Here is a 14,067-nt window from a genome sequence, read left to right as displayed (position 1 = left end):
GTCATTCGGCGAACGCGAACGCGCCTTCCGCGGAAATCGCGGCCAACGGCAGACGTCCGTAGGGCAGCTCGCGGGCGCGCAGCGCCTCGCTCAACTGCGCTGGGTCGCCCGGGCGGCCGATCGCGAGGGCCGCTTCGATGGCATAGTCGTCCGGTATGGCAAGTTCAGAGCGAATCCGCTCGCGCTCGATCCCTGCCAGTCCGTGCGGCTTCCAGCCGGAAAGGCTGGCCTGAAGCCCAAGTTGCGCCCACGCGGCACCGCTGTCGAATGAATGCGTGAGCGAAGCAACGGGATCCTTTGCGCCCGGTGGCACGAAGGATTTTTTCGAGAGGACGATCACGATGGCGGCGGCATGCTGGGCCCAACCGCGGTTGAAATCGTTGAGGAAACCGAGGAAGCGCGACCAGTGCGCCGTACCTCTGAGGGCATAGACGAAACGCCAGGGCTGGGAATTGTACGAAGAGGGCGCCCATCGCGCCGCTTCGAGAAACGTGAGCAGCGTGGCTTCGGGCAGCGTGTCGTTCGTGAAAGCCCGCGGCGACCAGCGGTCGAGAAACTGTCGGTCGATCGCGTGGTCGGCGGTGCGTTGATTCGAGGTCGTCATGTTAGTGTCCTGGAGATGAGCGCGAGTAAAGAGGAGGCCGTGCGGGTACGCGGCCCCTCGATGCGACGAGTATAGAAGTGCGCCTCTTTGCGGCTAACGCATTTGTTTTGGGTTGCTTATGTTTATTCACGCAGCCGGGGCTGGAACCGGTTCGCCCGTCTGCACGGCTGATTCGCGCTTCACACGCTCGATGTCGCGATAGCGCGCCGCCGGATGCTCGTCGGGCAAGCGCGCGCCGCCGCCGAAGAGCTTTTCGCGCAAGGTGCCCGGCGCGTAGTCGCGCGGGTACACGCCGCGCCGCTGCAACTCGGGCACGAGATATTCCACGACATGCTCGAAGGTCTCATGCGCGAGCGCGTATGCCAGATTGAATCCGTCCACGCCGGTCTCTTCGACCCACTCCTGGAGGATGTCGGCAATCGTCGTGGGGGAGCCGACGAATACCGGCCCCATTCCGCCGACGCCGCCCCACTTCGCCAGCGCTTCGATGGTCCAGGTCGTGTCACCGCCAGAGAGATGTTCGACAGCCGAGTGGATCGCATTCGTTTGCACGCGCTTGACCGTGTCGGTGGGCAGGTACTGCCCGAAGTCGATGCCGGTCCAGCCGGACATGAAGACGAGCGAGCCGTCGTAGGAGACGTGGCGCTGATACTCCTCGAAGCGCGCCTGTGCCTTGGCATCGGTCTCGTCGACGATCACGGTGACGAGGTTGTAGATCAGCAGCTTGGTCGCATCACGCCCGGCGAGCGCCGCCTGGCGGCGCACGTCCGCCACGTAGTCGCGCAGCAGGTTTTTCGTGAGCGCCGCGACGAACACGCATTCGGCATGCTGCGCCGCGAACGTTTTGCCGGGACCCGATGCGCCCGCCTGAAACAACACAGGCGTGCGCTGCGGAGAAGGCTCGCAAAGGTGATAACCCGGCACCTCGAAGTATTTTCCGTTGTGGCCGATTTCGTGCACTTTCTCGGGGTGCGTGAACACGCGCCGGTCCCGGTCGCGCACCACGGCGCCGTCTTCCCAGCTTCCTTCGAACAGTTTGTAGAGCACTTCGACGTACTCCGTCGCGACCTCGTAGCGGTTGTTGTGGTCGCGCAGGCCGCCTTGCCCGATGTTCTTCGCGCCGCTCTCGAGATACGACGTCACGATGTTCCACGCGAGGCGCCCCTGCGTATGATGGTCGGCTGTGGAAAGACGCCGCGCGAACGTGTAGGGGTGCTCGAAGCTCGTGGACGCCGTGATGCCAATGCCTAGATGCGACGTCACCATCGCGATGGGCGCGGCGAGTTGCAGGGGGTCGTTGACCGGAATCTGCGCCGCTTGATGAAGCGCGTGATAGTTACTTCCTTTGTAGACGTCGTAGTAGCCGATTACATCTGCGATGAAGATCGCGTCGAACACACCGCGCTCGAGTATCTTCGCGAGGTCGGTCCAGTAAACGAGATCCTTGTACTGCCACGAGCGATCGCGCGGGTGGGTCCAGAGGCCTGGCGACTGGTGGCCCACGCAGTTCATCTCAAAGGCATTCAGGTGGATGGTTTTGCTCATGATGTTCACTTGCTCCCGCGTTCCGGTCCGTTGCCGATTTGCCAGAGAAAGGGCGGCTCGGTGCCGTTGATGGTCCAGTCGCCCACGATCTTCGCCTTGTAGACGAGCGGATTGTGTGACGACACCGCGCGTGCATTGCGCCAATGGCGGTCGAGCGCGTGGCCGGCGCGGATGGCAGACGCGCCGAGCGCATCGAACAGATGCGTCGCCGCGCGCAGTGCGAATTCGGAGGCGACGATTTGGGCCTGTGCAGAAGCGATTTCGGCTTCCACGTTTGCCGCGCGCTCGGCCTCGTCGTCACCTTCGAAGCGCGCCTCGTAAGCGCGCTGTGCGGCTTCTCCAGTCTGCAGCGCGACAGCCCTTGCACCATAGGCCCATGAGGCGATCTCGCCGATCACCTGCTGGATCTGTGCGTCGTCACTCACGCGCGGCGCATTGCCGTGGCTGTAGATACGCTTGCGGTTGCGCACGAGGGCGGCGGCGTCGCGCCTCGCTGCCTCGGCAATTCCTGCGAGCGTGGCGACGTGAAAGAGCTGATAGAACGCGGTCTGATATTTGAAGCGGCGGCTGAAGTCGATGATGTTGCGGCCCTCGACCGCGGCGTCGCGGAACAGCGTGGTGCCGCTGCCCGTGGTCGTCTGGCCGAAGCCGTCCCAGTCGTCCTCGCGAAGCACGCCGGTCTGGTCGGTCGCCACGGCCACGATCACGTCGCTGCCGTCTTCTTCGCGCTGCGCGAACACGTCGATCCAGTCCGCGTAGAGGCTGCCGGTGCTGTAGTACTTCGAACCGTTGAGCACGAAGCCGCCATTGCGGCGGGCGACCTTCGTGTCGATCTTGCCGAGCGCGACGTCGCCAGCCTCGGTCCACGCATTGCCGACAAGCTGGCCGCTCACGAAGCGATCGAACCATGCGCGCTGGTCCGCGCCGGCAGGCACGTTCAGCCAGTCCTCGACGAAGGCGAAGTGGCCGCGCAGCGCCTGCGGCAGGTTCGAATCCGCGGCGGCAAGCTCGATGAGCAGTTGCGCCAACTGCGCGATCGAAGCGCCGGCGCCACCGTCGCGCACCGGAATGCGCACGGCGCCGAAGCCCGCTTGCTTGAGCGCGGCAATCGCGTCATGCGGCAGCGTGCGCGAGCGCTCGCGTTCGGCGGCTTCGCGGGCGATCTCCGTGAAGATCGGGCGGAAGCGGGCGGCAAGGGTTTCGTAGTCGGCGCCTTGCGAGAGCGCGTCATGGGATCGAGGGACATTCATGCGTTCTTTCTCGGTTGGGGGTGGAGAGAATGCGCACCGCGCAGCGAAGAAGAAGAGTATAGAAACCCGCGCGCAGCGGCTCCAATAACTGATTGATGAATCGATATAGGATTGCCCGATTTGCTCCGGCGCGTTCTTCGCAATGTCGTCGAATCGGCTGTTGCGGCAGCGGATACGCCCTGTTGCTGTCAGACCGCTTTCTGTAGGGTGCCTTATCAAATGAAGACGCATGAATATGAGCATCGCTTCGTTGGGCTCTCTCCCCCGCCTCGCTACGATGGGCAGCAGTGTCCGCTAGCGATCTCCAACCGGCTAACCCATCGATGTCCGCTCCGATCCTCACTGCCCACTCGATCACGAAGCGTTTTGGCGCGACGCTCGCGTTGTCGCGGCTGAACTTTTCCATCCGCGCCGGCGAGGTCGTTGCGCTGATGGGCGCGAACGGCGCCGGGAAATCGACCTTCGTCAAGATCCTGAGCGGCGTGAATGCGCAGGACGAAGGCACGCTCACGCTCGGCGAAGACGCCTATGCGCCGGGTTCGCCCCAGGCGGCGAAGCGTCTGGGCGTGGCGACCGTGCATCAGAGCATTGCCGACGCGGTGGTGCCCGCGCTGTCCATTGCCGACAATCTTCTGCTCGACGAACTTTGCGGCGGCGGCGCGCGCTGGTGGACGCCGCGCGCCTCCCGCTACACCCGTGCAGCCGCGCTGGCCGCGCGCGTGGGGCTCGAAGCCGATCTCACGGCACCGCTCGGTTCGCTTTCTCTCGCCGGCCAGCAGCGCGTGGTGATCGCGCGTGCGCTGGCTTCGCGCCCGCGGCTGCTGATTCTCGACGAGCCCACGGCCAGCCTTTCCACGAGCGAGGCCGCACGGCTCCATGCGCTAGTGGATGACTTGCGCGCGGAGGGCGTGGCGGTGCTGCTGGTCTCGCATCGGCTTGGCGACCTGCGAAGACTGGCTTCGCGCGTGGCGGTGCTCCGTGACGGCTGCATAGTGGATGAACAGAATGCGCCCATCGATTTTGACGCGGCGCTGGAAGCGATGATCGGCCGCGCCCTGCCGCAGGCGCGAGCAGTGCCGCGCACGGCCCAGGCGGGCGCGGACCCTGCATTGCGGCTGCGCGGCCTGCGACTCACGGCGCATGGCGATGCGTTCGATCTCGACGTGCAGCAAGGCGAGATCCTCGCGGTTGTCGGCCCGGTCGGTGCGGGGAAGTCGAGGCTTGCCCAGGTGATATTCGGCGCGTTGCACGCGGCTGCGGGCGAGATGCGCCTTTACGGCAGCGCCTGGGCCCCGCGCTCCCCAACCGACGCGATCCGCGCGGGCGTATTCCTCGCCGGCGAAGACCGGTGGCGCACGTCACTCTTTCCCGACACCGTTGCGTTCGCATCGATCGCTGGCACGATCAGCTTTCCGTTTCTGTCCCGCTGGCAGCGCGGCGTGGGCCTGCCGCGCGATCGCGAAGCGGCGCAGGCGCAAGACGCCATCGAGACATTCGGCATTCGCTGCTCGGGTCCCGACGACCGCGTCGCGCGGCTTTCGGGCGGCAACCAGCAGAAGGTGCTGCTGGCGCGCTGGCACGCCGAGCCGTCCCGGCTGCTGCTGCTCGACGAGCCGTTCCAGGGCGTCGATGCGGGCGCACGGGCCGATATCGCCGCCGCGTTGCGCGAGCGCGCCGCTTCGCGCGCGACGCTCGTTTTCGTCAGCGACCTCGAAGAGGCGCATGAAGTCGCCGACCGCATCGTCATGTTCGACCGCGGCACAGTCGAACGCGCAGCCGTAGCGGAACCCCTCTTGTCAGCCCACTCATGAGATCCATCACACCCACGGCAGCACCGCACGAGGCTTCCACGCGCGACACGACCCGGCAGCGCCGGCACAGCCTTTTCGTTGCGCTCGAACGCGGCGGGCTGCTGCTCGTGCTCGTCGCGCTCGGCGTCATCTTCACGGTTCGCGAGCCTGCGTTTCTGAATGTCGCGAACCTGTTCAGCATCTTGCAGGCCGTCTCCATCGTCGCGCTGCTCGGCATCGGCGTGACGATCACTCTCGCCGCTGGCGGCTTCGATCTTTCCGTGGGCAGCGTCGCCGCCTCGGCGCAGATGGCCGCGAGCTATGTGCTCGTGGTCTGGCACGGCAACGGCTGGGAAGCCGTGCTCGCGTGTCTCGCGCTGGGCGTGGCGGCGGGGCTCTTCAACGGGTTGCTGATCACGCGCCTGCATGTACCGGACCAGCTCGCGACGCTCGGCACGCTCTTCCTGCTTGCGGGCCTGCAACTGATTCCCACCGGCGGCCGCTCGCTTGCGAGCGGCACGATCCTGCCCGACGGCACCGAAGCGAGCGGCACGTTCCCCGACGCGTTCCTCGCGCTAGGGCGCGCACGCCTCTTCGACGTGGTGCCGGTGCCTGTCATCGTGCTGCTCGTGCTGACCGTGCTCGTCTCATTCGTTATGGGCTCCACGCGCTGGGGCCGGGTGGTCTATGCGATCGGCGGCAACGAGACGGCGGCCCGGCTGGCCGGTGCGCCAACGGCCCGCTACCGGCTGGCGGCCTATGTCGCTTCCGCGACGATCGCCTCGCTCGGCGGGTTGCTCATCGCCGCGCGCGTGGGGCGAGGCGACGTGAGCGCGGGGCATTCGTTGCTGCTCGATGCGGTGGCGGCCGCGCTGGTTGGCTACGCCGTGTGGGGCGCGAAGCGGCCCAATGTGCCGGGCACGGTGATCGGCGCGGTGTTCGTCGGCGTGCTGCTCAACGGTCTCACGATGCTCAACGCGCCGTATTACCTGCAGGACTTCATCAAGGGCGCATTACTGGTCGTGGCGCTGGCGTTCACGTTCAGCATCGGGCGCCGGGCGGAAGGGCGCAACTGACGCCGGCAGACGTCCGGCAATGTTGCTGTTGGCAAAACTACACAATCTGGTCGAGCGGAGCAAATCATGGCAGAGACACTGGCAGGCAGCGAGACACTGGGCGCCGCTCCCTTAACGGAAGCCACGCATGTGATTGCTACGGAAAACGAAGCGATTGCGGTCGCAACGGAGCTGGCCGCGCGGCTGGCCGTTGGCGCGGCGCAGCGCGACAGCGAGCGGCGCCTGCCGCACGAGGAGATCGAGTGGTTCTCGCGCTCGGGGCTATGGGGTATCACGGTGCCCAAAGCGTATGGCGGCGCCGGCGTGTCGAACGTCACGCTCACGGAGGTCGTCAAGATCATTTCGGCCGCGGACCCGTCGCTCGGGCAACTGCCGCAGAATCACTTCGGCCTCGTCGACGTGATCACGCTGACCGGCAGCGACGAGCAAAAGCGCGAGCTGTTCGGCGAAGTCCTCGCCGGCAAGCGCTTTGGCAACGGCTTCTCGGAAAAGGGTACGAAACACGTGCTCGACCTGAAGACGCGCGTGCGCCGCGACGGCGATCACTACGTCGTGGACGGCACCAAGTTCTATTCGACGGGCGCCCTGTTCGCGCACTACGTTCCCGTACTCGGGCTCGACGAGGACCGCAGGGGCTGGCTCGCCTATATTCCGCGCGGCACGCAAGGGCTCAGCGTGGTGGACGACTGGTCCGGTTTCGGCCAGCGCACCACCGCTAGCGGCACCGTGACGCTCGACAACGTGCGCGTGCCGGCAAGGCTCGTGTTGCCCGCGCATCGCGTGTCCGAGCAGCCCACGCTCAACGGTCCGCTCTCGCAGATCATCCAGGCAGCCATCGACGCAGGCATTGCCCGCGCGGCGATCGAAGACACGCTCGCGTTCGTGCGCTCACGCTCACGGCCGTGGGTCGATAGCGGCGTCGACCGTGCAAGCGACGACCCCCTGACGATCCGCGAGGTCGGCAATCTGCATATCCAGTTGCATGCCGCCGAGGCCTTGCTCGAGCGTGCGGCGCGTGTGCTCGATGAACTCGCCGCAAAGGGTGAGACGACGGAGGACGACGTGGCGCGCGCCTCGGTCGCCGTGGGGGAGGCGAAGGTGCTCACGACACAAGTTGCGTTGCTGGCCGGCGAGAAGCTGTTCGAGCTGGCCGGGACACAGTCGACGCTGAACGTGCACAACCTCGACCGCCACTGGCGCAACGCACGAACGCACACGCTGCACGATCCGGTGCGCTGGAAGTATCACCTCGTTGGCAATTACTACCTCAACGGCGTCAAGCCAGCACGTCACGCCTGGAACTAACCCCATCGCACAAACGGGAACGTTATGAAGACATCGATTCAACGGCTCATTCGCAACGGCGCACTGGCGCTCTGCACGGCGGGCCTGTTCGGCACGCTGACGGCGCAGGCCGCTGCACTGGCTGGCGCCCCCGCGCCGTTCGACAAAGGCGGCGTCAAGATCGCGCTGGTCAATTATCTTTCGGAGGGCGACTTCTTCCAGGCCTACGAGGCGGGCGCGCAGAAGCAGGCGAAGGCGCTCGGCATCGACCTGCGCATTTACGAAGGGCGCCAGGACGCGGCAGAGCAGCGCGACCAGATCCAGCAGGCCATCAATCTGGGCGTGTCGGCGATCATCGTCAATCACGGCTTGCCCGAGTCGCTCAAGGATGTCGTGCAGCAGGCGCTCGACAAGGGCATCAAGGTCGTCGCGTTTGACGTCAATCTGGCCAATCCGAAGGTCCCGCAAATCGAGCAGAGCGATCACGACCTGGCTTCGCTGCTGCTGACGCAGGCCGTCAAGGACAATGGCAACGCGTTTTCGGCGGGCTATGTGTACGTAGCGGGCTTTGCGCCGCTCGACCGGCGCGACGCCGTCTGGCAGGCGTTCAAGCGCGATCACCCCGGCGTCCGGGAAAAGGCGCACTGGGGCACCGTGGACAATCCGATCGCGCAGTCGGTTGCCAATCAGGCCGCAGCCGCCTACCGCGCCCATCCGGATATCCGCGTGGTCATTGCCCCCTATGACGAATTTGCGCGCGGCGCCAATCTCGCGGCGAATGAATCGAATGTGGCGAGCAAGCTGCGGATCTACAGCGCGGACATCTCGACCGCAGACATCGAGGCGATTCGCGCGCCGAACAGCGCGTGGGTCGCCACCGCGGCGACCAACCCCGCCGTAGTGGGCGCCGTGTCGGTGCGCGCCGCGGCGCTCGACGTGGCCGGGCAATCGCTCGAGCATCACATCCTCGTGAAGCCCACGCTCGTCACGCGCGACGATCTGGTGAAGAACGATATCCACACCATCGCGGAACTGGGGGCGAAATTCCCGGCGTTCCGGGCCAGCGATGCCGCGACGGCGGCCTGGATTCCCGTCGAACAGTGACCTTGATTGGGGCGCTCGACGATAGTCATTGCGCTTCTTTCGATCTGACTCATCGGAGCGCGTATTACGCTTTCAACCGGAAATCATCATGAACACAGCCGTCGTCCCAGAAGAAGCCCAGATCGTTGTCCGGCCGCTTTCAGCCCATATTGGCGCCGAAATCAGCGGTGTCGATCTTTCCCGGCCCCTGACACAAGCGCAGATCAAGGCTATCCGCGGCGCGTTGCTCGAATGGCGCGTTATCTTTTTCCGCGAGCAGTTCCTCAGTCATGAACAGCACGTGGCCTTTTCAGCACAGTTCGGCGAGTTGACCGTCGGGCATCCCGTATTCGGTCACGTCGAAGGACACCCGCAGATCTATTCGATTTCCAAGTTTCGCAAGGCGACGCGCTTCGAGGGAGAGCCACTTCTGCGACCATGGACAGGCTGGCATACCGATGTAACAGCAGCGGTCAACCCACCTTTTGCGTCGATCCTGCGCGGCGTGACGATCCCGCCATTCGGTGGCGACACGCAGTGGACCAATCTCGTTGTTGCCTATGAGAAGCTCTCCGCGCCGCTGCGCGCTTTCGTCGACGGACTGCGCGGCGTGCATCGCTTCGCTGCGCCGCAGGGTGCGCGAGGCACAGACGCGTTCGACAAGGCCGTCAAGGACCAGACGCTTGTGAGCGAGCATCCACTGGTGCGCGTGCACCCGGAGACGGGGGAGCGCGCGCTTTACGTGAGCCCCGGCTTCCTGAAGGAGGTCGTCGGGCTTGCGCCGCGCGAGAGCCAGGTCCTGCTCGAACTGCTTTGGGAGCATGTCACGCGCTCCGATTTCACGGTGCGGTTCAAATGGGAGCCCGGCAGCGTGGCATTCTGGGACAATCGATCGACAGCGCATCTTGCGCCAACGGATATATTTGATCTCGACGTTGACCGACAGCTTTACCGCACCACGCTCGTCGGCGACGTTCCTGTTGGGGTTGATGGGAGGCCGTCCGTTGCGTTGCAGGGCTCGCCAGTGGGAGCGGCGGCGGCTATGGCGTTGAACTGATCCAGCATGTGAATTCAGGCGAAGTCTGTTTCAAACGTGCCTTCGGATGTCTTTTGACGATGGACGCCTCCACTTCAACCCATAAATACCGCTATGGGTTCGCCCGGTCGGCACGCTGCTGAAATCGGCAGTCTGAAGCGCAGCGGTGTCTGCGCCCGCAATCGGACGTTTCCGCATGGCGCGCATCAGGATGTGAGTCATGTGCTGATAAAAGAGTTCGAGCTGACCTGCATCCGATGTATGAGGTGCCAAGTCGAAAGCTTCCTCAAGCGCCCGGCGTGAGATATGAAAGCGTTGAAGTCCGCGAATCACGCGAACCTGAAACACGACCCCATCACTGTTGTGAGGGATTGCTGCCCAAACCAGCGCGCTGCCCATGATATGCCTCCATTTGGCTTCAAACCCGATTCAAGGCTCGTTGCCCTATGATGGCCATCAAAAAATACATTTCAAAATACGACCGCCTGGCTTTGACGTTTTAACCACACGCGGATTGTGAGGTTTGATTGTCAAGACGGCTATTGCGTGGAGAGATGTTGTTGGCATCTGCGCCGTTCAACGCTGGGCCTTCAAATTCAGGCTCGGCGGTCCGGCTGGGCGAGGAGGGCGGCGAAGTGGGCTCGATGCGCAACCCGTGTCGCGGAGAGCAGCTTGCGCCGGGGTGAGGCCGTTATTGAGCACGATGCTCGAAAGGCAGTTGGTGTCATCGGCAGGAGTTGGTCGATTTGCACGTTGGCATCCTTTGTCCAAAGCGCTAACCAGACGCGTCACGCCGGAACTGGAATAGTTCGAGCCCGCTCACACGGGCTTTCAGGGCTTCACCGAAGACTCGCATGCAACCAGGCGAAGGCGCGTCCGAGGTCAGACCTCGGCCTCAGCAAACACGCTGTGCTCGGCAAGCACGGTGTCCTTGTCGACGCACTGCACATGCCAGTGCCCTGCAACGCCCGATCCGCTGTCGCGTTCACTGCAGCACCAGAGTGCCTCGCCTGATTCCCCCTCGAACGGGCCAGTTTGGGCTTCCACAGCGAGACCGTCGAGGATGAACAGGGGGCGCGCACTATGCTGGTCGCACACCAGCGTGCCGCGAGCATCGATCCGCAGCTTTCCCCAGTCGGGGAATTGGAGACCGGCATGACCTTCGCGCGACCACTTGTGGGTGTCGTTGTCGAGCCAAAGGATCGCATAGGCATTCGGGTCAAGGCGGTCGAAGGTGCAGAGATGGAGCGTGATGCGCATGAATCTCTCCGGTCGTGTTCATGGCTTCGTGACCCGCCACAGTAGTCGGCGGACATATCAACTGTACGTGCAGCGGCAAGCTTGTGCATGCGTCAGGGTGTCGCTTGCTGCCGCTTTATACTTACCTGCGCGCCGGCACGGCGCTTCCACGTCTACCGATCTGAATTCGGCAGGGCTCACGATTTCGATGTACTCCATGTCTGGCGCGTGTTCGAAGCGGACGGCGCCTGATGCACGCAATCGCCCGCTTCGACGAGCGTTTCCTTGTCGGCGTACACGAAGCTCGCCCCGTCTTGGGGCGTGCTGACGATATGAAAATCTGCTTCATGCCGGTGGCAGCCCGCGCCCAACTTTGGCGCAAGATTTGCCCTAAAAAGTTGCGCGACCACCTTGTGACCCTGACGATTTCCAGATCACGATAGACAAGGAAATCGCGCAGCCCACCGCGCGTGAATGCCGTGTCCTGCGGCTTGACGTGCGAAAAACCAGTGGTGAGTCCGGTTTGCATGACAGGTCTCCCGAGTGCGATGGAAGAGGGGCACCAGGTTTAGCAAGCACGACGTGTTCCAGCATCCTGAGTTTGACTTGGCACCCGGTGGTGGTTGCCCTCTTTCCCGCTTTGTGACAGACCTGGATCAACGTCAAGCTATCCATCGGCCGGCTCGCCTCGACGCCTGGCTTCCGGCTGACGTACACCGTTCCTGCGAGAGATGAAAGCCATGGCCGGCAGAAACACCAACTGGATGGCAGCGCCAGCGCGCCGATCGTGCCGGAAACGCTCGTTAAGCGCGGCGATGTCGCTGTCAGTCAGCGCGAAGTAGCGTTCGACATTGTCCCAATCGCCTGGATGATCGCCGCCGGCGTCTCGACGTTCGCTTCCGAAGGGCAAGTTTGGCCGCATTGGGTACTGACGCGCTCGTTATTCAGAATAGGCAGGGTGATAGATTATTTTGGTATCCATATTGTGTCCACTGGGTTCGGTGCACTGAATGCCGTGCGCGATGGGCGATTGACATGGGGAAGGGCAGGCATGCTGACGCGAACGCTGGAAGGCGCATAACCGGAGGCGGTTCGGATTGCAGCCTGGCTCGCTGGATTCAGGCAAGCTCAAGTTGCTGTCCGTCTCCGGCCTCGCGTACCTGGTAGCCCATCGCGCGGTATCCCCGCTGACGTTTCTCCCACATACGGTTTAGTGCCGGGTGACCTCCGTCGACATAGTCAATCACCCGTACGCCAGTTTTACCCGAATGCTCGCGATGCAGCCGGCCAGCATACTGCTGCAGGTGTGCCTTTGATTTTCGTGCAGGTTTCCGGTTAGACGCGCCTCGGCACTGTCTGGCCTTGCCATGGGGCCCTTAATAAATTTCTTAAGGAATCAGTGGCTTGCTGTTTGGCTCTTCTGGTTGACATTGAACTTAAAGGACCAGACCACGAACGAACTGTGTCGTCGACGATATCCTTTAACTCGCCTTCCGCCAGGATAGGCGAATTGAACTTCAACGCCAGAACTTTCGCAGGCCTTCCCTAGCGCTGGAAAAAGTCAGCAACGCGGTGAAATGCGGCTTTTGGCGCCCAAGGCGGCATTTGGTTTGATCTCGGGTCGCCGTCGGGAAAGGTCTTGACCAGGGAGAAGCTCATCATGTCCAGGTCTCGTGCCCCTTCGCCGAAGCGATAGCTCGGGAACGAAAAGACGTAGATGAAGACGCCATCCACTTCTGCGCCCGACAGGAGTTCCAGTTGTTCTTGCACATATTCGGCTTGTTCTCGTTCGCTTCGCGTGGGAACAATATTGTTGACGAACTTTCCCGTGCCGTCAGGGTTTTGCCCCTCCAATAGCATAAAGCCGCCAGCGCCGCGGGCAGCGGCCCCCTCATAGGCGCACGAGCCGACCTCCATAACGACAAGGGGTTTGCCGATTCGGAAGCGATCGAGACCGGCGACGTACTCGCTCGCCGTCTCCCCATTTCGGTAGTAGTCGACACCAACAACGTCGAACAGGCTCCAGTCGACGTTCTCCCACGTGCCGGAAGAGTAGGTCACCGGCCCGCTGAATTCTGCCCTGACGGCGGCTGTGATGGCCGTGAGGGCGTCATGGAGCATCGTGGACTTCTCCTGAAAGACAGCCGGGACTTTGGGCCCGGTTGCGTCGGCAGCCTGGGAACCAAGCCAGGCAACGCGTTCCATCAATGTTGCACCAGGCAGTATCCCGTCGTTGAACAGGGTGATTTCACAGCCGCAAACAAAGACAATGTCAACACCGTCCCTGCGGAGCTCCTCAGCTGCGCGCGCCGCTTCCGCGAAATAATCGGGAAGCTCGCGAGTCGGCACGTTCATCTTCCATGGATTGAAGAAGACGGTTAGGCCAGCAGCATTGGCGATGCGCGCTGTAGTGACCAGGCGTTGAATCTCTTCGCCCTCGATGCGCACAGCATTAGCGTGGAGACCGGTGGCGATTGTATTCATATCATGTTCGGCCAGAGCGTGGCTGAACGGCTCGACCGAATAGGGCTGATCCGAAACAAACCTCAGCCCTACGTCATAAACGACACCGCGATACTTCATCCTTTTTGTTTCTCCAGTTGCTAAAGCGGATCCGTCGATTGATCTTAGCAGCCAACGAGCTTTGGCGAAGCGATAACGCCATAGTGCGCCGCGGCTTTGCTTGTTACGTCGGTCGGGGGGCGCGATGTTGATTGACGGCGCCTGAAGATCGGGACTCGAAATCTGGGGACTCTTACTTGCGCTGTTTGATGCAAATCGGGGTAAGAAAGTGGACTTCCTTTGTGTCGAACAGATCGTTTGTCGCGTTCGTATAGCCGGCACGGTAGGTTCGAGTCGGCTGGACTTCCAGCCACTGATCGGCCGTGCCGTTCCAGACTTCAAAGAGCACTAGAACGTCGGGGCTCTCAGCGTCCTCACTGAGTACCGCGCTGACAAAATCCGGCTCCGCAGACATTGCGTCGATGAGCGCGTTGATGCGAGGGAGGAATTGATCTTTTCTACCGGGTACGAGATTGAATCGCACATAGAGCGAGACCATGGTGGCGTCTCCAGTCAGCTCTGGCGACCACTGGAAGCTTCGACGGCTGGCAGTGTCACCATATTTGCTTCCGCAGGGCAGCGCGGACACAGTCGTCTC

13 protein-coding genes and 1 pseudogene are annotated in these 14,067 nt (G+C 63.0%); 6 read left to right on the top strand and 8 right to left on the bottom strand.

The genetic code is table 11. The features are described 5' to 3' along the window. Window position 1: 1 nt before the first annotated feature. The 3 genes from E1N52_RS33805 to E1N52_RS33795 all read right to left on the bottom strand — a co-directional run bounded on the left by E1N52_RS33805 (window position 2) and on the right by E1N52_RS33795 (window position 3,399). Window positions 2-604, bottom strand: a complete 603-nt coding sequence (locus tag E1N52_RS33805) for a nitroreductase family protein (protein ID WP_133188057.1) — start codon at window positions 602-604, stop codon at window positions 2-4. A 126-nt stretch (window positions 605-730) separates the two neighbouring features. Further along, window positions 731-2,149 (bottom strand): LLM class flavin-dependent oxidoreductase, encoded by a 1,419-nt coding sequence (locus tag E1N52_RS33800; protein ID WP_133188055.1) that lies wholly within the window; start codon window positions 2,147-2,149, stop codon window positions 731-733. A 5-nt stretch (window positions 2,150-2,154) separates the two neighbouring features. Continuing rightward, window positions 2,155-3,399: an acyl-CoA dehydrogenase family protein gene (locus E1N52_RS33795; RefSeq protein WP_133188053.1), complete on the bottom strand. Its 1,245-nt coding sequence runs from the start codon at window positions 3,397-3,399 to the stop codon at window positions 2,155-2,157. A gap of 323 nt (window positions 3,400-3,722) precedes the next feature. Here E1N52_RS33795 and E1N52_RS33790 point away from each other — a divergent pair, with 323 nt between their 5' ends. From E1N52_RS33790 to E1N52_RS33770, 5 genes are all read left to right on the top strand, one after another. Continuing rightward, window positions 3,723-5,210 (top strand): sugar ABC transporter ATP-binding protein, encoded by a 1,488-nt coding sequence (locus E1N52_RS33790; protein ID WP_133188051.1) that lies wholly within the window; start codon window positions 3,723-3,725, stop codon window positions 5,208-5,210. Beyond that, on the top strand, window positions 5,207-6,265 hold the full coding sequence (locus E1N52_RS33785; protein ID WP_133188049.1) for an ABC transporter permease: 1,059 nt from the start codon (window positions 5,207-5,209) through the stop codon (window positions 6,263-6,265). The genes E1N52_RS33790 and E1N52_RS33785 overlap by 4 nt, the downstream gene beginning before the upstream one ends. Before the next feature lie 66 nt (window positions 6,266-6,331). Beyond that, complete coding sequence (locus tag E1N52_RS33780; protein ID WP_133188047.1) at window positions 6,332-7,570, top strand: SfnB family sulfur acquisition oxidoreductase; 1,239 nt, start codon at window positions 6,332-6,334, stop codon at window positions 7,568-7,570. A gap of 24 nt (window positions 7,571-7,594) precedes the next feature. Then, entirely contained in the window at window positions 7,595-8,653 is a 1,059-nt protein-coding gene (locus E1N52_RS33775) for a substrate-binding domain-containing protein (protein ID WP_133188045.1), read from the top strand. Between the two features lie 88 nt (window positions 8,654-8,741). Next, window positions 8,742-9,689 (top strand): TauD/TfdA dioxygenase family protein, encoded by a 948-nt coding sequence (locus E1N52_RS33770; protein WP_133188043.1) that lies wholly within the window; start codon window positions 8,742-8,744, stop codon window positions 9,687-9,689. 30 nt (window positions 9,690-9,719) lie between these two features. On the opposite strand, the gene E1N52_RS33765 is transcribed toward E1N52_RS33770, so the two are convergent. The 3 genes and pseudogenes from E1N52_RS33765 to E1N52_RS45005 form a co-directional block, all read right to left on the bottom strand. Next, a complete protein-coding gene (locus E1N52_RS33765; protein ID WP_246089325.1) occupies window positions 9,720-10,067 on the bottom strand; it encodes a hypothetical protein in 348 nt (115 codons plus the stop codon). 483 nt (window positions 10,068-10,550) lie between these two features. Beyond that, window positions 10,551-10,928, bottom strand: coding sequence for a DUF3564 family protein (locus E1N52_RS33760; RefSeq protein ID WP_133188041.1), 378 nt, complete (start codon window positions 10,926-10,928; stop codon window positions 10,551-10,553). A gap of 57 nt (window positions 10,929-10,985) precedes the next feature. Continuing rightward, a pseudogene (locus E1N52_RS45005) lies at window positions 10,986-11,436 on the bottom strand (cupin domain-containing protein). Between the two features lie 258 nt (window positions 11,437-11,694). On the opposite strand from E1N52_RS45005, the gene E1N52_RS44275 reads away from it, so the two are divergent. Next, entirely contained in the window at window positions 11,695-11,988 is a 294-nt protein-coding gene (locus E1N52_RS44275) for a hypothetical protein (protein ID WP_165979502.1), read from the top strand. Between the two features lie 464 nt (window positions 11,989-12,452). Here the strand turns inward: E1N52_RS44275 and E1N52_RS33740 are convergent, their stop codons facing one another. Continuing rightward, window positions 12,453-13,490 carry a glycoside hydrolase family 113 protein gene (locus E1N52_RS33740; protein WP_133188039.1) on the bottom strand — a complete coding sequence of 346 codons (1,038 nt, stop codon included), beginning with the start codon at window positions 13,488-13,490 and terminating at the stop codon, window positions 12,453-12,455. Window positions 13,491-13,662: 172 nt separating this feature from the next. Further along, window positions 13,663-14,058, bottom strand: coding sequence for a putative quinol monooxygenase (locus tag E1N52_RS33735; RefSeq protein ID WP_246089324.1), 396 nt, complete (start codon window positions 14,056-14,058; stop codon window positions 13,663-13,665). Window positions 14,059-14,067: the final 9 nt, after the last annotated feature.

Source organism: Paraburkholderia guartelaensis (assembly GCF_004353905.1).
Taxonomy (GTDB): Bacteria; Pseudomonadota; Gammaproteobacteria; order Burkholderiales; family Burkholderiaceae; genus Paraburkholderia; species Paraburkholderia guartelaensis.
The sequence above is the reverse complement of the archived record's forward strand: the minus strand, read 5'-3'. Positions and strand labels throughout refer to the sequence as shown.

Bases quoted from the DNA above. Each gene is read 5' to 3' on its own strand.
- E1N52_RS33805 (WP_133188057.1), bottom strand. From the start codon at position 604: ATGACGACCTCGAATCAACGCACCGCCGACCACGCGATCGACCGACAG.
- E1N52_RS33800 (WP_133188055.1), bottom strand. From the start codon at position 2,149: ATGAGCAAAACCATCCACCTGAATGCCTTTGAGATGAACTGCGTGGGC.
- E1N52_RS33795 (WP_133188053.1), bottom strand. From the start codon at position 3,399: ATGAATGTCCCTCGATCCCATGACGCGCTCTCGCAAGGCGCCGACTAC.
- E1N52_RS33790 (WP_133188051.1), top strand. From the start codon at position 3,723: ATGTCCGCTCCGATCCTCACTGCCCACTCGATCACGAAGCGTTTTGGC.
- E1N52_RS33785 (WP_133188049.1), top strand. From the start codon at position 5,207: ATGAGATCCATCACACCCACGGCAGCACCGCACGAGGCTTCCACGCGC.
- E1N52_RS33780 (WP_133188047.1), top strand. From the start codon at position 6,332: ATGGCAGAGACACTGGCAGGCAGCGAGACACTGGGCGCCGCTCCCTTA.
- E1N52_RS33775 (WP_133188045.1), top strand. From the start codon at position 7,595: ATGAAGACATCGATTCAACGGCTCATTCGCAACGGCGCACTGGCGCTC.
- E1N52_RS33770 (WP_133188043.1), top strand. From the start codon at position 8,742: ATGAACACAGCCGTCGTCCCAGAAGAAGCCCAGATCGTTGTCCGGCCG.
- E1N52_RS33765 (WP_246089325.1), bottom strand. From the start codon at position 10,067: ATGGGCAGCGCGCTGGTTTGGGCAGCAATCCCTCACAACAGTGATGGG.
- E1N52_RS33760 (WP_133188041.1), bottom strand. From the start codon at position 10,928: ATGCGCATCACGCTCCATCTCTGCACCTTCGACCGCCTTGACCCGAAT.
- E1N52_RS33740 (WP_133188039.1), bottom strand. From the start codon at position 13,490: ATGAAGTATCGCGGTGTCGTTTATGACGTAGGGCTGAGGTTTGTTTCG.